The sequence below is a fragment of the Bradyrhizobium agreste genome (assembly GCF_016031625.1).
In the GTDB taxonomy this organism is placed as follows: Bacteria; Pseudomonadota; Alphaproteobacteria; order Rhizobiales; family Xanthobacteraceae; genus Bradyrhizobium; species Bradyrhizobium agreste.
Genome location: NZ_JACCHP010000026.1, coordinates 47,414 through 66,367, shown reverse-complemented (window position 1 = coordinate 66,367; position 18,954 = coordinate 47,414). Strand labels below are relative to the sequence as shown.

Below are 18,954 nucleotides of genomic sequence, written 5' to 3'. Positions count from 1 at the left end.
TTTTTTTTCACAGGTATTCCGCCTCACGCGGAGGCCTCGCCCCGGACTTCGTGACAGCGACGCGATCTCACTTCAGCGCTAGCATTCAGCAGCCGCGGCAGATGCTCTTGAGCTTCTTGTCGAGTTGCCGGTTCTCGGCGTTGACGGTGGCATCAGTATCCGCGCCGGTACCGGTGGTGACGCCGGACCCTGGACCGGATGATTGCGCGGTCCCCAGGCTGTTGGTGCCGGGTGGCGGTGCTGGCGCATTGGGGATACCTCCGGTCGATCCCACCGAGCCTCCGGTCGATCCCATCGAGGTTCCGCTCGATCCAGCAGAACCGCCGGCCGTTTGCGCGAAGGACGCGGCCGGCATCGCCGCGAGTGCGAGGATCATGATCGCGGTCTTGATCGAAGCGCACGACCTGGCCATCGGAAATTCTCCTTTGCCGGTCAACGATCGCGACGAAGACCTGTTCCGGAACAAGTGCCCTCACGTCAGCTTGAAAGCGCCAGACGGCCTTGCCCCTCCGCTACGCGGCAGCGCCCATCTCTGTCCCGAGATCCTCGACCATGGTCACGAAGATATGCGAATCCTCTCCGGCGCCGCCGATTTGAAGGCGCCGCCACGAGACCTTGCGCCGGCCGCGGATCGGGTTGTTGACCGTATCGATCATCGGCTCGAGCTGCTGCTGCTGGGCGAGCAGCTGCTGATCGCGTTTTTCGATCAGATCGGCGGTCTCCTTCGAAAACAATTCGCGCGCGGTCTTGCCGACGATTTCGGCGCGCGACATGCCGATCTGCTTTTCGGCAGCCTTGTTGATGAACAGATAGCGCAGGTTGCGCGCATCCTTCGCGATAATGCCTTCGGCCACGTTCTCGACGACGATGGCGAGCAAACGCTCCATGCGCTCGTGCATGCGCTCGCGCTGGCGTTGTTCGGTAATGTCCTCCTGCACCGACACCCAGCCGCCGCCGTCCATCGGACGCTCGTAGATCTTGATGACGCGACCGTCGTTCAAGGCAATCTCGTAGGCCGTCGGCTGGCGCTTGGCGATCCGGTCGAGAACCGCCGCGACATATTTCGCGACGTCGCCGCTGAACAATCCGCTCTTGACCCTGTGATCGAGGATCTCCTGCAAGCTCGATCCGCCCTGGATCGTCTCGGGCAGACCGTACATCTTCCGGTAATTGGCGTTCATCGCCACCACGTTGGCCTTGCCGTCGAGCATGATCAGGCCCTGCGGCATGCTGTTGATCGCCGCCGATAGTTGCCACTTCTTGGCCTGGTACTTGTCGTTGAACTTGTCGCGCTCGGTCATCGCCGCGTCGCGCGCCTGCGCGGTGCCGAGCTCGAGCTCCTCGAGCTGGAAGATGCGTGCCACCGCGTCACGGAAGTTCTGCACCGCGCGCGCAAGGCGCCCGATCTCGTCGTGACGGCGCAGATGCGGCACCTCGCTCTTGACGTCGACCTGCGCGATCCGGTCGGTCGCCTGCGTGATATCGGCGAGCGCGCCGACCACCGAGTTCCGCATGACCACGACGTTCAACGCCGCGAGGATCAGGGCCGCGAGCCCCAGCGCGAACAGATAGGCGGCGGCGTAGCGGTTCTCGTTGGCGAGCGCGTCCGCCTCGCTGGCGCGCTCACGGTAGATACGTTCGAGCGCTTCAAGATCGCCGTTGAGCTTGTTGCGCAGGGAGCGATTGGCGTCGTTGTCGCCCCATTCGCGGGCCGCGGCCGGGCTGATCTCCAGGCCACGCCGCACCAGCTCCTGGCGGAAGTCGATGAACTGCATGATGCGCTGGCGGAAGGTCGCGAACAGTTCGGCGTCATTGGTGCCGACGTGCTTCTCCATGCTCTTCGCGGCCTCGGCGAGCTCGCGATTGCGCCGCACCAGCCCGTCCGCGAACTGCTTCGCCGCGTTGCGATCGGCGGACATGTAGATGCCGCGCGATTCCATCACGACGGCATAGATCAGCGCATTGATGCGCCCGACGCCGATCGCCGCCTCGGCGGAGGAGGCATGCAGGTGGCGATACGTCGTCTGCAAGCGAACCGACTGGACCGACATCACCAGCAGGAAAGTGGTGACGATCGCGAGGAAGGCGGCAATGCTGTAGACCTTCTCCGCAACGCTCAGCGTGTCGGCGCCGCGTATGAAACGGACCAATTTCTTCAAGAACTTGGTTCCGGCATCGAAACCCGATTCCAGCGCCGCAGCTGCCATGGCGCCGCTCCTCCTGGTTGAAAGCGCTCGACGATTAGCGTGATCGCGCTAGCAGAGGATTAAAGCGCTAAGCTGTATTTTTACGGTATGGGCCGTGGCCCGGCTGGGGAGAACCGCAGCCGGTCGGGCAGGGTCAGCCGATCCGCTTCAAGCCCTGCTTGAAGCGCGGACCGTTGGCTACGTAGAACCTCGCCGCGCTCCCCATCTTCTGCACCTGGCCGTCGTCGAGCGTGCGGATCACGCGGGCCGGCGAGCCGATGATCAGCGAGCGCTCGGGGAACTCCTTGCCCTCAGTGATGACGGAGCCGGCGCCGACGATGCTGTTGCGGCCGATCTTCGCGCCGTTCATCACGATCGCGCCCATGCCGATCAGCGCACCCTCCTCGATGGTGCAGCCGTGCAGGATGACGTTGTGGCCGACCGTGCAGTTCCTGCCGATGACAAGCGGAAAGCCGAGATCGGTGTGGCAGGTCGAGCCGTCCTGCACGTTGGCGCCCTCGCCGATCTCGATCCACTCATTGTCGCCGCGCAGCACCGCGCCGAACCAGACGCTCGCGCCCGGCATCAAGCGCACCCGGCCGATCACGGTCGCGGTCTCGGCGATGAAATAATTGCCGTCGGCGGGAAGGTCGGGCGCCTGCCCGTCGAGCTCGTAGATGGCCATTGGCTGTCTCCTGTCGCGTTGACGACTGGCATAGCCAAACGGCAGCCGCGACGCAAAGGGCCGGCCGCGCCCAAGGCGCTTCGGATCAGCCCAGAACGCCGGCGGCGCGCAGCGTCATCAGGAAGAAGGTGCCGCTCATCATGCTCCAGAACCCGGCGATGAGGGTCGCCATCATGACGAACTCGACACGGCGGCTTTCCACCCGCATGCCGCGCAGCGTGTTGCGCATGATGATGAAGGGCGCGGCGAACACCAGGAAGGGAACCGCCGCGAAGGTTTTCGGGGCCACGCCGTCCTGCAGCAGGCCGAAGCCGGCGGGCCGCTGCGCCAGCGCCTGGTATCCGTTCACGAGCGCGCCCGCGAGCGCGAAACCGATGCAGATCGAGAAGAAGGTGTTGAGAGCTTCAGGTGTCATCGGAAGTGCTCCGCCCTTACGCAACGCGCGTGCCTTCCTGTGACAAAGAGTGCGCCTTAACGCTACATTATCCTTAAGGAAAGGTTAACGCGGCCGGCCGTCCCGCGCGGGGGCCATCCCGATCCAAGCAGCCGGGAACGCTGCGCGAAGCCGCGGTCGCATGGCATATTCGCCGCTGATTCGTCGGCCATCGGCCGACCTCCGGTCGACCTCGCGCAATTCATGACTTTGTTCTCGGCAGCTCCCCTCAGGTCCCCCCGCACGCACACCCGGGCGCATGTCGTCCCGATCGTGCTCGGCGGCGCGGCTGCGATCGCTGCGGTCGCGCTCGTCGCCTATCTGCTGTGGCCGACCTGGGGCAGCCGTGGCGTGAACGCCCCGGACAAGCTGCCGGTGAGCGTCGGCGGCACGTTGTTCAACCTGCCGGTCGCCGCGATCCGGATGAAGATCCAGCGGCACTCGGGCCCGCAGGAACGCATCGATCTCGACTTCCTCTATCCCTCGCTGGAGCCACCCGGCGCGCCCAAGCACGTCACCTCCGACACGGCGGAAGCGGCGCTGCAATCGATCGACCGCATCTTCCTGTCGATCGCAGCCCATCACGATGCGCTCTCGCCCGAGCAGCGCACGACCACGATCTATCCGCGCTATCTCGACCAGGCCGCGGCGATCCCTGCGGACGGCCTGGCGATGCGGACGTTCCGCGCCGACACGCCCTACGGCAGCGAGGACCTCTATTCGGCTGCGAGCCCCGCGCTGACCGCCCGCTGCACGCGCGATGCCGCCACCCCGGGCATGTGCCTCGCCGAGCGCCGCGTCGGCGGCGCCGACCTCACCTTCCGCTTTCCGCGGGCTTGGCTGTCGCAATGGCGCGAGGTGGCGGAGGCGATGGAGAGGCTGACCGCGCAGCTGCGCGGGCCGCGGGGCTGAGCGGGGCCGGCTGGCCTCGACGGGGGCTGCCAAAACAAAAACCACGAAAACAACCCCATGCACAGTAGACATGTGCTTGGCATAATTCGTATTTTCAGAATCACATCAGTGTTGGAGATCGATTGAGAAGCGAGATCCAACACAAGCCTTCGTATTTTTCGAATCCGACTTGAGGCGTCGGGCAAAACTCAGATAGAATGGCACGATGGAAAATCGCCGTTGCTCGTCATTGCGAGCGCAGCGAAGCAATCCAGAATCCCTCCGCAGATAGATCTCTGGATTGCTTCGCTGCGCTCGCAATGACGGCGGGATGTTTTCGCTGCGTGCCCCGGACGCAGCGCAGCGTCTCTTCGACGGTGCGCTGCTGAGCCGGGGCCTATTTTGCGGAGGTGTGCTGCGTGGCTTCTGGGTCCCGGCTCTGCACTGCAACGCCCTGAGTGCGTTTACGCGCGTCTTCGACGCGCTATGGGGCGTTGCAGTGTGTCCGGGACACGAAACGCAGCACATATCGAAAATGTCGCTGCGCTCGCAAGGACGAGGCGAAACTACTCCTGATCGACCAGATCGTCTTCCAGGATCGCCATCTGGAACTGGAACGAACGATCGTCGTCCTCGTCGTCGACGAACAGCACGCCGATGAATTCCTCGCCGATATAGACTTCGGCGGAATCGTCCTTCTTCGGCCGCGGCACGACGCGGATCTTGGGATTGCCGAATACGCGCTTCAGATACGCATCCAGCTTTCTGACTTCTTTGACGTCCACGGCAAGTCTCCGATCGAAAATGGTCGGCGGGTTTTAGGACGAGTTACGGTGAACCGCCAGCACGAATTGTCAAAGAATTTGGGGACGAAAAGGGCCGGAAAATCCAGCCCTTCGCAGCTTCAAGAGCCCGCTCAGATGCCCATTGCGTTGATCATCTGGTCCATGGTGCGCGACGGCTCGGCGCAGCCGGCCTCGCCGACGATCTTGGCCGGCACGCCCGCGACGGTGACGTTGTGCGGCACCGGCTTGACCACGACCGAGCCCGCGGCGATGCGCGCGCAATGACCGATCTCGATATTGCCGAGGATTTTTGCGCCGGCCCCGATCAGGACGCCGTGACGAATCTTCGGGTGACGGTCCTCGTTCTCCTTGCCGGTGCCGCCGAGCGTGACGCCGTGCAGGATCGAGACATCGTCCTCGATCACAGCCGTCTCGCCGCAGACGAAACCGGTGGCGTGGTCGAGGAAGATGCCGCGGCCGATGCGCGCGGCGGGATTGATGTCGGTCTGGAACACCGCCGACGACCGGCTCTGAAGGTAATAGGCGAAATCCTTGCGGCCCTTCAGATAGAGCCAGTGCGCGAGGCGATGAGTCTGGATGGCATGGAAGCCCTTGAAGTAGAGCAAGGGATCGATGAAGCGCGAGGTTGCGGGATCGCGGTCGTAGACGGCGACGAGGTCGGCGCGGAAGGCGTTGCCGATATCAGGGTCGTCGCGCAGCGCCTCCATATAGGCCTGGCGCACGAGATCGCCGGACAGCGCGGAATGATCGAGCCGGTCGGCGACGCGGTGAACCACCGAATCTTCCAGCCGGCCGTGATGCAGCACCGCCGAATAGATGAAGGTCGCAAGCTCGGGCTCGCGGCGGACGATGTCCTCCGCTTCGCTGCGGATCCGGTCCCAGATCGGATCGAGCGATGCGAGCTTTCCTCCCGGATTGACCTGATGCACTGCCATGGGATTTGCTCTCTCGAATGGGCGTCTTTTGCGGGCTGTATAGCACAATCTAGGCGACAAAGTCCTGACGGGCTTGCCCAGGAGTGAACAGCACCCTGCCCGATTGGCCACGCCAAGGCTTTGAAACACAACGGTTTCTTCTAGCGCCCCAAACGGCAAGGTCGTCTCAAGGTGGTCAGAGTTCCGCCAAAATCAAGCCGCGCGGCTTCAAACTATTGGTGAATTCTCTTTGAGCCGTTATTGCGGTCATTGGTTCAAAGCGAGGACGGAGCGGATTTGAGCATCACCACCGATCAATTGCGCGCGCGCGCCGCAGGGTCGCTTTGGCTGCGGCTGGCGGCGGTGGCCCTGCCCCTCCTGATGATCGCGCCGGCGCTCTGGAACGGCTATCCGCTGTTGCAATGGGATACCGGCGGCTATCTGGCGCGCTGGTACGAGGGCTATCTCGTCCCCAGCCGCTCCACGGTGTTTGGCCTCTACCTGCATTATGGCGAGGGTTTTGGCTTCTGGATCAACCTTGCGGTCCAGTCGCTGGCAACGCTATGGCTGCTGCAGCTCACGCTTCGCGTGCTGGGATTGATGCAGACGTTCCGCTTCGTCGCGATCAGCCTCTCCCTGATGCTGTCGACCGCGCTGCCCTGGCTTGCGAGCATGCTGCTCACCGACATCTTTGCCGGGCTCTCCGTGCTGGCGCTGTTCCTGCTGGTGGTCGGCGCAAGCCGCACCTCGACGCTCGAGAAGATCTCGCTGTTCGTCTTCACCGCCTTTGCCGCGGCGACCCACAGCGCCACGCTCGGCGTGCTGCTGGGGCTGTGCGCCGCCGGCTGGATGGTGCGGCCGTTCCTGGGCGGGCGGCTGCCGCTCGCCGGGTTGACGCAGGCAAGCCTCACCATCGTCGCGGGCGGTCTGATGCTGGTGTCGGCGAACTACGCGCTGTCCGGCAAGCTGGCCTGGACGCCCGGCGGTTACGGCGTCGCCTTCGGCCGCATGATGCAGGACGGCATCGTTGCGCAATATCTCAACGACCGTTGCCCGCGCGAACGTTACAAGCTCTGCCCCTATCGCAACGCGCTGCCGGCGAGCGCCGACGAATTCCTGTGGGGCAAGAGCATGTTCAACACGCTCGGCCGCTTCGATGGCATGAACGAGGAAATGGGCACCATCGTCGTGCAGTCGCTGAAGGACTATCCGGCCTGGCAGGCCGGCGCGGCGCTGCGGGCGATGGGGCAGCAATTGCTGCACGTGGCGACGGGCGAAGGCACCAACGGCTGGATCCCGCACACCCGCGGCATCATCGAGCGCTACATCCCCGCGCAGGCCGCGCCGATGCGCGCTGCGCGGCAGCAGAACTGGGGCGTCAATTTCGATGACGTGAACTGGCTGCACGTCCCGGTCGCGCTGGCCTCGATGCTGGCGCTGGTCGCGCTGCTCGCCCATGCACTCGCCAGCCGCCGGCTGGACGACCTGACGCTGCTGGCTGTGACAGTGACGCTGGCCCTCCTCGGCAACGCCTTCATCTGCGGCGTGATCTCAGGGCCCCACGACCGCTACGGCGCGCGGATGGTGTGGGTTGCGACGTTCGTGGTGCTGACGGCCGCGGCGCGGCGTTGGGGCGAGGACGACAAAGCGCGATGAGATGGGGATGAAGCGTCATCGCGTTTTGGTTTTGTCCGAGCAGCGATCGCCTTCATCGAAAAGGAACACCCACAGCCGACTTTGGTATTCAAATGCCGATCCGCGTCGGCAAAGAACCGGAGTCCGATAACCGCTCCCATTCGGACTCCGGTCGCTCCCACGCGGCCCGCTTGCACGTCTGCTCGTGAACCCAAAGCAGAAGTTTGCCACCTGCTGTGCGGACTCACTAGCCTTCGGCTATCCCTGCACCACACTCATCGAGGATTTTTGGTGCGTTTCTTTGCTCTGCTCCTGCTTGTGAGACATTTCCCGAGCTCCGGTCATTGAGCCGCCATTGAAGCAGTGATTTCAACTGGAAACGCTCAGTCACGTGAACACAACTTCCACCTTGCCGAACTTGCCAAAGTCAGCCATCGCGGACTGATCTCTGGTGGGAGCGTGAAGACCGGTTGTTGTGCCTGTCATAACGAATTGTCCTCGACCGATAGAGACACCCTGCGCGCTCAAAACGTTCACAAGCCATTCTAGCGCGTTAAGTGGATTGCCGATAACCGATGCCCCCGTGCCAGCCTGACGCAATTTCCCGCCGATCCGAAGCTCCACGCGGTGGGAGGAAAGGTCATGCCCCTTCCAACTGGTGAAGGGTGAACCTAGTATTGCGCCGCCGTTAGCGCAAAAGTCCGCCACGAGCTGAGGTATGTCATCGATCGTGAGCCGGGGAAAACGTGGGCTGACAATTTCAAACGCTGGAAAAAGGACGTCAACCGAATCCAGCACTTCTTGCAGAGCGTAAGGGGTGCTGCGCGCCGCGAGGTCGCGGCCGAACCGGAAAGCAAATTCACTTTCGAGCAAAAGATGTTGGAAGTCCGCAGCCGGCAGACGAGCAGGACTACTGAACACGCTCTTCTTGAAGACTGGGCCGTAGACGCATTCGGTGATGCCGAATAGCTTCTGTATCTCGTAGGATGTTGCTCCCACCTTCCATCCCGCGATCTCATCTCCCCAAGCCTCGATAGCCGCTCTTTGGACCCGATAAGCCTCTTCCATCGTTATTGGTCTGTGCCGTGGGTCCAAAGCCTCCAGCTTACTTAGCGAACGTCTCGCTTCGACGACCTGACGTGCGCAGACCTCCGAAGACTGCATGAAACTTCCTCCTGCGGCGCATCTTGGCGGATTGTGGTTGGCTTCACAGCCAACAATATTGCACGGCTTGCTGCGGCGCGTTAGCCCGGTTTTGGCCCGTTCGAGACCTGCCGGCCCGATCTGACCGCGTCCGCTTATCCGGCTAGATCGGAAGTCATCGCCTCATGGGCAAACCGACGCGAATAACCCCAAAGCCGACCATCCAGCCTTCTCTCAAAGTTGAGCATCCATCGGCCCGCCCAATTGATGCGTCAACCCCATGCAACTACAAGGCGCATCGGCGATGTCCGGGCGGACGTAAACTGGCTGGCAATGGGCCAAATCGGCACTCGTGACCCAACGCGGACGCGCGTAACACCCGTGGGCCGTCATCAACATGGAGGGGTAATCCTGCTACTTTGAGGTCGCGTCCCGGGCTTAACTGAGGAGAGCAAGCTTTGAGGCGGCGTGAGTTCATAGGCGCTTTGGCAAGCACTCTGGCGGCGCGGCCGCTTACCGCCCAGGCGCAAAGGACCAGATCGGTATGGCGGCTCGGCCACCTGACCGTCGATCCACGAGAACTTGCCCCATTTCTGCAAGGTCTGCACGATCTCGGCTATGCCGAAGGGCAAAATATCATTATCGAAACCCGAAGCGCGGGCGACAAGAGCGATCGGCTTGGTGATCTCGCCGCCGAACTGGTGCAGCTGAATGTCGACGTTATCTATGCCGATGGATCACAGGCAACTCGCGCGGCGCTGAGCAAGACGACGACGATTCCAATCGTGATGATTAGCTCCAATCCTGTCGGCCTCGGTTTCGTCAGAAGCCTCGCGAAACCCGGCGGCAATGTCACTGGGCTAAGTCTGCTTGGGCCGGAGGTGAGTGGTAAACGACTGGGAATGCTCAAACAGATGATTCCGGGGATAAGCAGAGTTGCGGTGCTTTGGAATCCTGACGATCCAGGTGCACTGTTTTCGCTGCGAGACACCCAAGCTGCGGCCGCCGAGCTTTCGCTTAACCTGCAAATCCTACAAGCCCGCAACGTCAGCGCGATCGAGGACGCGCTGGAAGCCGCCGCGAACGAGAAAGCTGAAGCAGTCGTTATTCTCCCAGCTCCCATCTTTGCCGGGATCACCGGGCAAATCGCTGGGCTGGCTATTCAGAAACGCTTGCCGACCCTTTACTTTTTCAAAGGCCCGGTCAAAGCCGGCCTGCTGATGTCATATGGTGCGGACATCCCGGCGACCGCTCGGCGCGCCGCCTATTTTGTCGACCGGATCCTGAAGGGCGCAAGTCCAGCCGATCTGCCGGTCGAGCAGCCGACCAAATTCGAGCTGGCGATCAATCTCAGGACGGCCAAGGCGCTCGACCTGACGATCCCGCCAACGCTGCTCGCCGCCGCCGACGATCTGATCGAATGAGCGGCCCAACTTGCTCATGATCATTGGGCACTAACCTAATCGCCTCAGGCAACATCGCCTCAGCCGCGACGTGACAGGAAGTCGAGCACGCCGGTCTTGTAGACCTTGTCGCCGACCGCACGCATGTGGTCGCGATTGGGAATATCGAGCACTTCCGCGCCGGGGATGATGGCACCGAGCGCGCTGGCGCTTCCCGCGACGTCGTCGGTCGAGCCGACCGCGATCAGCACCGGCACGTCGATGCGCGCGGCTTCCTCCCGGGTCATGAGATCGCGCGTGCCGCGCAGGCACGCGGCGAGCGCGCGGCGGTCGGAGCGGGTCTGGTCGGCGAAGGCGCGGAAGGTACGGCCGACGGGATCGGTGACGTCATCCAGCGCGGGCGCTTCCAACGCTATCGCGACGTTCTCGCCGGGGCCGGTGCCCTCGATCAGGCCGCCGATGCCGATGCCGCCGAGGATCGCCGAGCGCAGCCGCTGCGGCTCGTTGAGGGCGAGCCAGGCCGTCATCCGTCCGCCCATCGAATAGCCCATGATGTCGGCCTGCGGGATGGCGAGATGATCCATCAGCGCGAGCACGTCGCCGGCCATCACGGGAATCGAATATTGCGCGGGCTCGTAGAGCTTTGCGCTCTCGCCATGGCCGCGATTGTCGAGCGCGATCACGCGGCGGCCGTTCTTGCGCAGCTCCGACACCCAGGTCGGATAGACCCAGTTCACGTTCTTGCTGGAGGCAAAGCCGTGCACCAGGATGATCGGATCGCCCTCGCCTTCGTCGAGATAGGCAATTTCAACGGCGCCGTTGTGAAAGCTCGGCATCAGCAGTTCCGTGATGGTGTTGAGGGGAATGACGCGATCTTAGAGCACGATCGCAAAAGTGTGCAGCGGTTTTCCGGCAACATCATGCTCAAACAATAGCCCGAAGCGGCTCGCGCTTCAGGCCGTCGCGGCCGTGCTTGCCACAGCGGCGTCGGCCGCGATCTGCGCGCGGCGAAGCCGCCGCGCCCGCCGGCGATCGCACCAGGCTTGGGTCAGGCGCTCGGTCGTCGCCTTAATCGAGGAGAGCAGGCCGAACAGCGTCACGAGCGCGCCGAACAGCCACATCGCCAGGTCGAACGCGCCGCCGACGAGCAACAGCGCGCCACGGCCGAGCAGCTTGATGATCGCGCGCGTCTTGCCGCCCTGCGCTTCCGCAAGCCGCGCCGCGCGCGCGACGTCCTTCGGGCCCTCGGCGATGCGCAACGTATCCATCGCGCCGCGCGTGCCGGTCTTTCCGGCGACGCGCGTGACGTCCTTGCCGAGCCGGACCAGCGCACCGGCCTTCTCGGCCCGGAACGCGGCTTTGATCGCGCTCACGGTCTGGCCGGGACGCAGCACTGAGCCCGATGCCACCGCGTTGCGGAGCATCGGCGTGTCGACGACCTCGCGCGCGGAGCGGCCCGCCCATGCGGCGAGCCCCTCGCCGAGCCGTCCGAGCTTGCGCGCATCCTTCACCAGCGACAGTCCGGCGCGCACCGGCGCGGCACCGCCGACGGAGACGTAGGTTGCCGCCGTCACCGCAAGGCCGGCCGCCGCAAGGGAGAGCACGAGGCGGTCGGTGTCCTCGCCCATGGCAAGATGCTTGCCCTCGCGCACCACGTCCCTGATGTCGCCGAACACGAAGAGATCGCCGGCCACGGTTCCGGAGAGGCTGGCGACGTCGTCCGCGTTGCCGGTGACGAGACCGGTGGCGAAGCGCGTGGCGAAATGCGCGGTGGAATTCTCCGCTTTGACGGCGTCGCCGACGCGGCTCAAGAGGTCGTCGGGAAGCGCGATGTTGCGCTCGCGCGCCAGGTTAACGAAACTGTCGGCGAGATCGGCATCGCCGGCCGCGAGCGCGGCCTCGATATTGTCCTGAACCAGGCGGTCGTTGTGCCGGAGCAGTGCATCGAGCTTGAGCTCGGAGAGTGCGGCCGGATCATCCTGGGCGGCCAGGATCGCGCCGGCCTCGCGGGCATGCGGCGCCACCTGCGCGAGCACGAAGCCGCACACGGCCGTTCCCGCCAACGCCGTACTGATTCGCAGCCACTTCATGTGGAAAAGCCCGGATGCCCTTGGTTCGCTCGCGCGGAACGATACGCCTTTCGTCCCGATTTCACGCAACCACAGAGATAGTATGCCAAAATTGCGACACAACGTCCCCGACGAAAGAAGGGCTTCTCTCAGGCCGCAAGATTGTGTCGAATTTGCATGAGCAAATGAGCATGGGGCACTTGCGAAGCTTTTCGGTTCCGCTGGACTAGCAATCATCTGGACCCGCCAGTATGGTCCGCGGCGCCTTAAAGATGCCGCGTCAGTTCTTGATTGTGTCTGCCTCCATCGCCACTCCAGGATGAACTACGATGTCCGACCATGTCGTCCCGCACTTCCATAACGATGCCGGTGTTCCCGTCATCGAGATCGGCTCGCAAGAGTTCATGTGCGTTGGCGCCAACCCTCCGTTCGACCATCCGCACGTCTTCCTCGACCTCGGCAACGACAACGAGATCATCTGCCCCTATTGCTCGACGCTGTTCCGCTTCGCGGCCGACCTGAAGCCGGGCGAAGCCCGCCCGCCGGAATGCGTGCTGAAGGACAAGGTGGCCTGACCTCCGTCAGGCAGAGGTGGCGCTCCCCCGAACGATCGTCATTGCCGGTGCCGGCATCGGTGGACTGACGGCCGCGCTCGCGCTCGCCGCCCGCGGCTTCCGCATCGTCGTATTGGAAAAGGCCGAACGCCTCGAGGAAGTCGGCGCCGGCCTGCAGCTCTCCCCCAACGCCAGCCGGGTGCTGGTCGAGCTCGGCCTCACCGAACGCCTCAAGCTGCGCGCTGTCACCCCGGAAGCACTCTCGATCATGAGCGCGCGGGCCGGCGGGGAACTGCTGCGCATGCCGCTCGGTGAAGCCGCATCCGCGCGGGCCGGGGCGCCCTATTGGGTCGTGCACCGTGCCGACCTGCAATCGGCCCTCGCCGGCGCCGTCGCCGACGATCCCGACATCGACCTGAAGCTGGGCGCGACCTTCGAGGACGTCGCGCCTCACGCCAAGGGCCTGACGGTGGTCCATCGCAGCGGCACGATCCGCCGCAGCGATCTCGCCAGCGCGCTGATCGGCGCCGACGGCATCTGGTCGACGGTGCGCCAGCATCTGTTTCCCGAGGTGCAGCCGCGCTTTTCCGGCCTGATCGCCTGGCGCGGCACGCTCGATGCCACGCAATTGCCGAAGGACTACACCGCGCGCCGGGTGCAGCTCTGGATGGGACCGAATGCCCATCTGGTCGCCTATCCGATCGCAGGCGGACGCCAGACCAACGTGGTCGCGGTACTGCCGGGCACCTGGAACCGGCCGGGCTGGAGCACGCCCGGCGATGCCCGCGAGGTGATGGACGCCTTTGCCGGCCCACGCTGGCCGCCGGCGGCGCGGATGCTGCTCGCGGCGGTCGACAGCTGGCGCAAATGGGCGCTGTTCGGCGTGCCCGAAGGATGCCCCTGGAGCAAGGGTTCGGTGGCGCTGCTCGGCGATGCCGTGCACGCCATGCTACCGTTCGCAGCGCAAGGCGCCGGCATGGCGATCGAGGATGCCGCCGTGCTCGCCCGGCATTTGAGTCTCGAGGCCGCCGAGAGCAGCAACGAGGTTGCCGCCGCGCTGACGCAGTACGGCCGCGCCCGCCAAGCGCGGGTGCGGCGGGTGCAGCGGACCGCGCGGCAGCAGGGCCGCATCTATCACTTCAACGGACCGCTCGCGCTGGCACGCGATCTTGCGATCCGTGCGCTCGGCCCGGAGCGCATGCTGGCGCGACAGGACTGGATCTACAACTGGCGGCCCTGATGCGAAGCGCCGCCGGCAGGATGCCTCAGCGGGCGGCTTTGCCGGATTTCGCTGCGGATTTGGCGCTGGCCGCGGGTGATGCCGGCGGCGGCGGCGCCTCAGGCGGCGTCTCCCGGCACCTGTTGCGGCGCCAGGCGTCCTCGGCCAATTGGGCCTGCCCGCGCACGGCGACATAGTCGTTGCGATAAGCGAGCTCGGACACGACGGCGCCGCCGGCCCCGGTCTGCGCCTTGTCCATCAATCTCTGCAAATCGGCGGTGCGATTGGCAAGGTTCTTGCGCTCGGCCTCCAACTGCTTGCAGTCGTACAATTCGTATTTGGCGGGATCGGCGAAGGCCGGTGCGATCGTCTCGCTCACGCTGGCGCAGCCGGACAGCGCGAGGCCAGCCGCAAGCAGCGCGAACAGCGCGCCAACGCCGCGCAGCGAAGAGGAAAACGAAGCAGCCATGCCGGATGAATAGCCCCCGTGGATTGAGAATGCCTAAAGCGCGATGCGATTAAGATGAATCGTGATCGCGCTTTAGTTTATTGTTTGAGCATGATCTTTTCGGAAAACCGCGACACACTTTTCCGGATCATGCTCTAAAGCAGCAACAGATGTCCGGATTGAGGCTTTGCCTTGTGCCCCCGGCTCGCTTAAGGAAGAACCGTCCCTCCGGCGGCGAATGCGCCAATTCCACACCGCCGGAACGGACTTAAGTGTTTGATCTCGTTGGATCAAGCGGGCATGGCGGAATTGGTAGACGCAAGGGACTTAAAATCCCTCGGTGCGCAAGCGCTGTGCCGGTTCGACCCCGGCTGCCCGCACCATCTTTTCCGGCGCTGAGCGACTGGAGCATGGAGGTGCTGGTCAGGCGCGCAGCGAAAGATCGGGCCCAAGCACCTGGCGATCCGGGGCCGCGTGCGCCTTTCAGCGATAGATGCTCCAATCAATTGAGTGTTGGCGGCGGCGAGAGCCGTGGCTGGTAAGAAAATCCGTTGCGGATTCCCCACACCGGTTGGAGTCCGAGTCGCCCGCACCACTTCCTTGCCAATATGACAAAGAGCTACTGCCGCTTCGCATTGATGTCCAATGCTCGTGCGAGTCGGCCTGATCTGTGCTATGGTTTACGTATGACAACCAAGAAATCATCCTCCCAGAAGAGCAAGGCCTCCGGTTTTGTGATCGGCAGCGCACGCTTCAGGAAGATCAGCTCCGTGGAGGGCATCGTCTATTCGGCGAAGATGAAGGGCAGCTCTGCAATCACGGCGAGCAAGGCACGCACGCCCGAAGAGCGTCGGGAGGCCATCATCAAGGCCTACCGCAAGACCTAGCCTGATGTACGACGCCGTCGCTGACGATTACTGCTATCCCGGCACGACAGTTTTAAAGAACAAGCTCGATCTCAGAGACCCTGAGGAGCTTCATTCCTTTGAAGCGGAAGTAAGCGATGTCCGAGCCGATGAGGAACTTCCGGCCGGCAACCTCGATTTCACGCATTTCAAGGCAGTGCACGAACACCTTTTCCAGGATGTGTACGACTGGGCTGGCAGGATTCGGACCGTTCGCATGTCAAAAGGCGGAAACCCGTTCTGCTTTCCCGAGAACATCGAAAACCAGGCGAAGCTATTGTTCGCACAGCTGAAGAAGGACAAATTTCTGGCCGGCCTTGAGCCGGAGGCATTTGCAGAAAAGGGCGGCCCATTTCTTATCCGAACTCAACGTCATCCACGCATTCCGCGAAGGCAACGGTCGCACACAGCTGTCGTTCTTCCTGCTGCTGGCGGACCGAGCTGGGCATCCAATTGATCTTGAGGACCTTGATCCCTACGCCTTTCTCAATGCAATGATCGCTGCTTTCGATGGCGACGAAGCGCCTCTTGCGGGCGTGATTCAGGGCCTTGTCGAGAACAAAACCGGCTAACTTTTACATCAAGCTCGAAAGGGAATGTTGTCTTGGTTGTCGGACGTAAACGCCGTCTGCTGACGGCGAAACTGTAACTCGTGGCCCCGCAATCTCTCGGTGCGCAAGCGCTGCGCCGGTTCGACCCCGGCTGCCCGCACCAGATCGCATGAATCATCCCTGCTCGAGTCGCTCCGGCTCGGCGCGGAAATCGAGCAGCACGATCCAGAAGCAGACCAGCGCGCTGACGAGGAGGATGAAGGTGCCCTCGATCGGCGCGCCCAGAAGCGAGATCAGCGCCGGAAAGGCGAGGCCGATGCCGAGACTGGCGGCGAGCGCCAGGGGCGGAAGATCGACGATGAGGATCGCGGCATAGAGCGCGAGCTCGAAGAAGGCATATTCCTTCAGACGCGGCGAGCTGAGATAGAGCGCAAACATGGCAAGCACCGTGATGCGCATGGCCGTGCAGGGGTGATCCATCAGCCAGCGATCGAGCTCCGTCAGGAGCGATGCCCCTCCCCGCACCGGTCCGTTCGCGGCCAGCCGCAGGACGGACAGCGCGAACGGCACGAGCACGAGCGCGAGTGCCGCAAGCGCATAGGCCGCCAGCATCGCTGGCTTGCCGTTACCGAAGCCGGCCTGAACCATGAGGTTGCGCGCCAGCAGCAACAGCGACGGATTGGTCTCCACGAGACCGACGGCATGCTGGCCGGGAATCTGTCCCGCGATCGCGAGCAGCCAGCTCGCGAACAGATCCGGATACAGCAGCCGCGACAGCGCGAGCGGCAACGCGAAGGCGAACGCTGCCGCCGCGATCAAGGCCAGCTTGCGGCCGCGCGGCAGCGGCAGGAAATAGAGCGCCGCCAGCACCGGGACGAACACCAGCTTGAACGAGGTCACGAGGCCGAGCAGCGCAGCGCCGGCGAGGCGCAAGGAAAAGCGCGAATCTCGTTCGGACGCGAGCGGACGTAGCAGGAGCTTCAGCGCGATCGCGGTCAGCACACCGCTCAGCAGCGCAAAATTCCCCGACGCCACCACGAATTCGAAACCGACGAACGCGCCGAGCGCGCAGAGCACCTTCAAGCCAGCATCGCGCGCGCTCGCAGGCGTTCGGCCAAGGCCGGGCAGAAGCAACCCGCAGAGCACGGCGAGGACGAGAAAGATGCTTCTGTAATGATCGAGCAGAACGCCGCCCGCGCAGAGGGGACGGAAAAAATCCAGCGTCACCGGCAGATAGGGATAGGAATAATTGGTGCCCTTCAGGTTCTTGACGAAGTAGGGATCGAGCCCGTCGGCATGCGCATCGACCGCCGCGCAGTTGACCCGGACGTCCCAGCCATATGGCAGGTCGAGCGAGGCATCGTTGGCGAGATTGCCGAGCACCAGCAGCGCCGTCAGCGCGACCACGCCGGCAAGCCAGACGTTGCGCCTGCCAGCCTTGGCCGGAGGCGCCGACCATCGTGCAGCACCGGACATGTCGGACACGGGCGATACTCTGCTTGGCCTGGATTCTCCCAGCGCCGTTGCGGCAGCTGGTCCGGCCACAATGGACAGGACGTGTTGCCGATTCATCTCCCCGGCGTGCTGTGCCCGATCTTATGGTGAATCCCCGGTTGCCGGCCCCCTCCGGTGGCGCAGTTTCGGAAAGCGCTTCGACATGCGCGGCGATGCGGTCGAGGATGACCATCAGGCCGGCGACGGGCCCTCACCCGTTTTTGACCGCTCCCGCCCCGCCTGCCAGCCATCCCGAAACATGGGTTGTGCGACGCAGCATCGAGGCTAGATAAGTCGCTCGATTGCAGGGGTAAGCTTCTTGTCCGACGTCAATGCCGACTCTTGGGTGTCCTCGGGACACCGCCCGATGGGTTTTCCGGAATTCGTCATCGTGATCGCGTCCATCATGGCGCTGAATCCGCTCGCGATGGACATTATGCTGCCGGCGCTGCCCAATATCGGCGCCGCCTTCAAGATTCCGGTCGAGAACCATCTGCAGCTGGTGTTATCGACCTTCCTGATCGGCTTCGGCGCCGGCCAGTTCGTGATGGGGCCACTGTCGGACCGTTTCGGGCGCCGGCCGGTGCTGCTCGGCGGCATGGCGGTCTATGCGGTGGCGAGCGTTCTGGCGGTCGCCGCACCCTCGTTCGAGACGCTGCTGCTGGCGCGTGCGCTCCAGGGGCTCGGCACCGCGGCAACGCGCGTGATCGCGACCTCGATCGTGCGCGACTGCTATTTCGGCCGCCGCATGGCGAGCGTGATGTCGCTGGCCATGATGGTGTTCATCGCGGTGCCCGTGGTCGCCCCCTCGTTCGGACAAGCGGTGCTGCTGGTGACGGCGTGGCGCGGCATCTTCGTCGTGCTGATGCTGTACGGCCTGCTCGCCCTCGCATGGTGCGTGCTGCGCCTGCCCGAAACGCTTCCGCAGTCCGAGCGCCGATCGCTGGCGCCCGCCGACGTGCTCTCGGCTTTCCTGCAGACCGTGACCCATCGCCAGACCATCGGCTATGCGACGGCGGCCGGCAGCGTCATCGGCGCGCTGTTCGCCTATGTCTTCTGCGCCCAGCAGGTCTTCACCGGCATCTATCATCTCGGCCATTACTTCCCGCTCGCTTTCGCCGCGATCGCCGCCGGCACCGCCATTGCCGGCTTCCTCAATGCGCGGCTGGTCGGGCGGCTCGGCATGCGCGTGATCTCGCACGGCGCGCTCACGCTCTACACGGCCGTGGCCGGCGTGATGCTGCTGACGGAAAGCCTCGGCGTGCTGCCGCTCGCCTTGTTCATGGTGCTCTCCGCGCTGATGATGTTCTCGTTCGGCATGATGGTCGCCAACTTCACCGCGCTCGCAATGGAGCCGCAGGGACACATCGCCGGCACCGCCTCCTCGCTCTACGGCTCGATTACCACGCTGATCGGGATCGTGGTCGGCATGGCGATCGGGCAGAGCTTCGACGGCACGCTGCTGCCGTTCTCGATCGGCTTCTTCCTGTCCACCCTCGCCGCGCTCGCGATCGTGCTGGTGGTCGAGAAGGGACGGCTGTTCAAGCCGCAGCATCGTCCCATCTGAGGAACCAGTAGGCAGCCTCGATGTTGTCCTGCAGCAATTCCAGAGGATGCT

19 protein-coding genes and 1 tRNA gene are annotated in these 18,954 nt (G+C 63.9%); 9 read left to right on the top strand and 11 right to left on the bottom strand.

What is annotated here, in order from left to right; genetic code table 11:
- Nucleotides 1-85 precede the first annotated feature (85 nt).
- The 4 genes from HZZ13_RS30740 to HZZ13_RS30725 all read right to left on the bottom strand — a co-directional run bounded on the left by HZZ13_RS30740 (nt 86) and on the right by HZZ13_RS30725 (nt 3,286).
- Nucleotides 86-412: a hypothetical protein gene (locus HZZ13_RS30740; protein WP_197963235.1), complete on the bottom strand. Its 327-nt coding sequence runs from the start codon at nt 410-412 to the stop codon at nt 86-88.
- 100 nt (nt 413-512) lie between these two features.
- Nucleotides 513-2,207, bottom strand: a complete 1,695-nt coding sequence (locus HZZ13_RS30735) for a PAS-domain containing protein (RefSeq protein ID WP_197963234.1) — start codon at nt 2,205-2,207, stop codon at nt 513-515.
- Nucleotides 2,208-2,340: 133 nt separating this feature from the next.
- Complete coding sequence (locus HZZ13_RS30730) at nt 2,341-2,871, bottom strand: gamma carbonic anhydrase family protein (protein ID WP_197963233.1); 531 nt, start codon at nt 2,869-2,871, stop codon at nt 2,341-2,343.
- An 85-nt stretch (nt 2,872-2,956) separates the two neighbouring features.
- Nucleotides 2,957-3,286 carry a DUF6949 family protein gene (locus HZZ13_RS30725; RefSeq protein ID WP_197963232.1) on the bottom strand — a complete coding sequence of 110 codons (330 nt, stop codon included), beginning with the start codon at nt 3,284-3,286 and terminating at the stop codon, nt 2,957-2,959.
- Nucleotides 3,287-3,508: 222 nt separating this feature from the next.
- Here HZZ13_RS30725 and HZZ13_RS30720 point away from each other — a divergent pair, with 222 nt between their 5' ends.
- Nucleotides 3,509-4,216 (top strand): hypothetical protein, encoded by a 708-nt coding sequence (locus tag HZZ13_RS30720; RefSeq protein ID WP_197963231.1) that lies wholly within the window; start codon nt 3,509-3,511, stop codon nt 4,214-4,216.
- Between the two features lie 545 nt (nt 4,217-4,761).
- Here the strand turns inward: HZZ13_RS30720 and HZZ13_RS30715 are convergent.
- The gene (locus HZZ13_RS30715; protein WP_007602550.1) at nt 4,762-4,980 is read right to left on the bottom strand and encodes a DUF3126 family protein; all 219 of its coding nucleotides are present in this window, start codon (nt 4,978-4,980) and stop codon (nt 4,762-4,764) included.
- Between the two features lie 131 nt (nt 4,981-5,111).
- Entirely contained in the window at nt 5,112-5,936 is an 825-nt protein-coding gene (cysE, locus tag HZZ13_RS30710; RefSeq protein ID WP_197963230.1) for a serine O-acetyltransferase, read from the bottom strand.
- A 276-nt stretch (nt 5,937-6,212) separates the two neighbouring features.
- On the opposite strand from cysE, the gene HZZ13_RS30705 reads away from it, so the two are divergent.
- Entirely contained in the window at nt 6,213-7,571 is a 1,359-nt protein-coding gene (locus HZZ13_RS30705; RefSeq protein ID WP_197963229.1) for a hypothetical protein, read from the top strand.
- A gap of 366 nt (nt 7,572-7,937) precedes the next feature.
- On the opposite strand, the gene HZZ13_RS30700 is transcribed toward HZZ13_RS30705, so the two are convergent.
- A complete protein-coding gene (locus HZZ13_RS30700) occupies nt 7,938-8,618 on the bottom strand; it encodes a 2-keto-4-pentenoate hydratase (RefSeq protein WP_197963228.1) in 681 nt (226 codons plus the stop codon).
- 533 nt (nt 8,619-9,151) lie between these two features.
- Between HZZ13_RS30700 and HZZ13_RS30695 the strand changes: the two genes are divergently transcribed.
- Nucleotides 9,152-10,117 carry an ABC transporter substrate-binding protein gene (locus tag HZZ13_RS30695; RefSeq protein WP_197963227.1) on the top strand — a complete coding sequence of 322 codons (966 nt, stop codon included), beginning with the start codon at nt 9,152-9,154 and terminating at the stop codon, nt 10,115-10,117.
- A gap of 59 nt (nt 10,118-10,176) precedes the next feature.
- Here the strand turns inward: HZZ13_RS30695 and HZZ13_RS30690 are convergent, their stop codons facing one another.
- Together HZZ13_RS30690 and HZZ13_RS30685 are read right to left on the bottom strand one after the other, a co-directional pair.
- On the bottom strand, nt 10,177-10,932 hold the full coding sequence (locus HZZ13_RS30690) for an alpha/beta fold hydrolase (RefSeq protein WP_197963226.1): 756 nt from the start codon (nt 10,930-10,932) through the stop codon (nt 10,177-10,179).
- A gap of 117 nt (nt 10,933-11,049) precedes the next feature.
- A complete protein-coding gene (locus tag HZZ13_RS30685) occupies nt 11,050-12,186 on the bottom strand; it encodes a hypothetical protein (RefSeq protein WP_197963225.1) in 1,137 nt (378 codons plus the stop codon).
- Nucleotides 12,187-12,494: 308 nt separating this feature from the next.
- On the opposite strand from HZZ13_RS30685, the gene HZZ13_RS30680 reads away from it, so the two are divergent.
- Both HZZ13_RS30680 and HZZ13_RS30675 read left to right on the top strand, forming a co-directional pair.
- Nucleotides 12,495-12,740 (top strand): zinc-finger domain-containing protein, encoded by a 246-nt coding sequence (locus tag HZZ13_RS30680; protein ID WP_197963224.1) that lies wholly within the window; start codon nt 12,495-12,497, stop codon nt 12,738-12,740.
- 16 nt (nt 12,741-12,756) lie between these two features.
- The gene (locus HZZ13_RS30675) at nt 12,757-13,959 is read left to right on the top strand and encodes an FAD-dependent monooxygenase (protein ID WP_197963223.1); all 1,203 of its coding nucleotides are present in this window, start codon (nt 12,757-12,759) and stop codon (nt 13,957-13,959) included.
- 25 nt (nt 13,960-13,984) lie between these two features.
- On the opposite strand, the gene HZZ13_RS30670 is transcribed toward HZZ13_RS30675, so the two are convergent.
- Nucleotides 13,985-14,407 (bottom strand): twin-arginine translocation pathway signal, encoded by a 423-nt coding sequence (locus tag HZZ13_RS30670; RefSeq protein ID WP_197963222.1) that lies wholly within the window; start codon nt 14,405-14,407, stop codon nt 13,985-13,987.
- A gap of 273 nt (nt 14,408-14,680) precedes the next feature.
- Here HZZ13_RS30670 and HZZ13_RS30665 point away from each other — a divergent pair.
- From HZZ13_RS30665 to HZZ13_RS37695, 3 genes are all read left to right on the top strand, one after another.
- Nucleotides 14,681-14,769 (top strand) — tRNA-Leu (locus tag HZZ13_RS30665).
- Between the two features lie 303 nt (nt 14,770-15,072).
- Entirely contained in the window at nt 15,073-15,273 is a 201-nt protein-coding gene (locus tag HZZ13_RS30660; protein WP_197963221.1) for a hypothetical protein, read from the top strand.
- 335 nt (nt 15,274-15,608) lie between these two features.
- On the top strand, nt 15,609-15,863 hold the full coding sequence (locus tag HZZ13_RS37695; RefSeq protein WP_376707086.1) for a Fic family protein: 255 nt from the start codon (nt 15,609-15,611) through the stop codon (nt 15,861-15,863).
- A 153-nt stretch (nt 15,864-16,016) separates the two neighbouring features.
- Here the strand turns inward: HZZ13_RS37695 and HZZ13_RS30650 are convergent, their stop codons facing one another.
- Nucleotides 16,017-17,318: a hypothetical protein gene (locus HZZ13_RS30650; protein ID WP_197963361.1), complete on the bottom strand. Its 1,302-nt coding sequence runs from the start codon at nt 17,316-17,318 to the stop codon at nt 16,017-16,019.
- A gap of 385 nt (nt 17,319-17,703) precedes the next feature.
- Here HZZ13_RS30650 and HZZ13_RS30645 point away from each other — a divergent pair, with 385 nt between their 5' ends.
- Nucleotides 17,704-18,903, top strand: a complete 1,200-nt coding sequence (locus HZZ13_RS30645) for a multidrug effflux MFS transporter (protein WP_246504614.1) — start codon at nt 17,704-17,706, stop codon at nt 18,901-18,903.
- The last annotated feature ends 51 nt before the right edge of the window (nt 18,904-18,954 follow it).

Coding starts and splice junctions, on each gene's coding strand:
- HZZ13_RS30740 (WP_197963235.1), bottom strand. CDS start 412: ATGGCCAGGTCGTGCGCTTCGATCAAGACCGCGATCATGATCCTCGCA.
- HZZ13_RS30735 (WP_197963234.1), bottom strand. CDS start 2,207: ATGGCAGCTGCGGCGCTGGAATCGGGTTTCGATGCCGGAACCAAGTTC.
- HZZ13_RS30730 (WP_197963233.1), bottom strand. CDS start 2,871: ATGGCCATCTACGAGCTCGACGGGCAGGCGCCCGACCTTCCCGCCGAC.
- HZZ13_RS30725 (WP_197963232.1), bottom strand. CDS start 3,286: ATGACACCTGAAGCTCTCAACACCTTCTTCTCGATCTGCATCGGTTTC.
- HZZ13_RS30720 (WP_197963231.1), top strand. CDS start 3,509: ATGACTTTGTTCTCGGCAGCTCCCCTCAGGTCCCCCCGCACGCACACC.
- cysE (WP_197963230.1), bottom strand. CDS start 5,936: ATGGCAGTGCATCAGGTCAATCCGGGAGGAAAGCTCGCATCGCTCGAT.
- HZZ13_RS30700 (WP_197963228.1), bottom strand. CDS start 8,618: ATGGAAGAGGCTTATCGGGTCCAAAGAGCGGCTATCGAGGCTTGGGGA.
- HZZ13_RS30690 (WP_197963226.1), bottom strand. CDS start 10,932: ATGCCGAGCTTTCACAACGGCGCCGTTGAAATTGCCTATCTCGACGAA.
- HZZ13_RS30685 (WP_197963225.1), bottom strand. CDS start 12,186: ATGAAGTGGCTGCGAATCAGTACGGCGTTGGCGGGAACGGCCGTGTGC.
- HZZ13_RS30680 (WP_197963224.1), top strand. CDS start 12,495: ATGTCCGACCATGTCGTCCCGCACTTCCATAACGATGCCGGTGTTCCC.
- HZZ13_RS30670 (WP_197963222.1), bottom strand. CDS start 14,407: ATGGCTGCTTCGTTTTCCTCTTCGCTGCGCGGCGTTGGCGCGCTGTTC.
- HZZ13_RS30660 (WP_197963221.1), top strand. CDS start 15,073: ATGACAACCAAGAAATCATCCTCCCAGAAGAGCAAGGCCTCCGGTTTT.
- HZZ13_RS30650 (WP_197963361.1), bottom strand. CDS start 17,318: ATGTCCGGTGCTGCACGATGGTCGGCGCCTCCGGCCAAGGCTGGCAGG.
- HZZ13_RS30645 (WP_246504614.1), top strand. CDS start 17,704: ATGGGTTTTCCGGAATTCGTCATCGTGATCGCGTCCATCATGGCGCTG.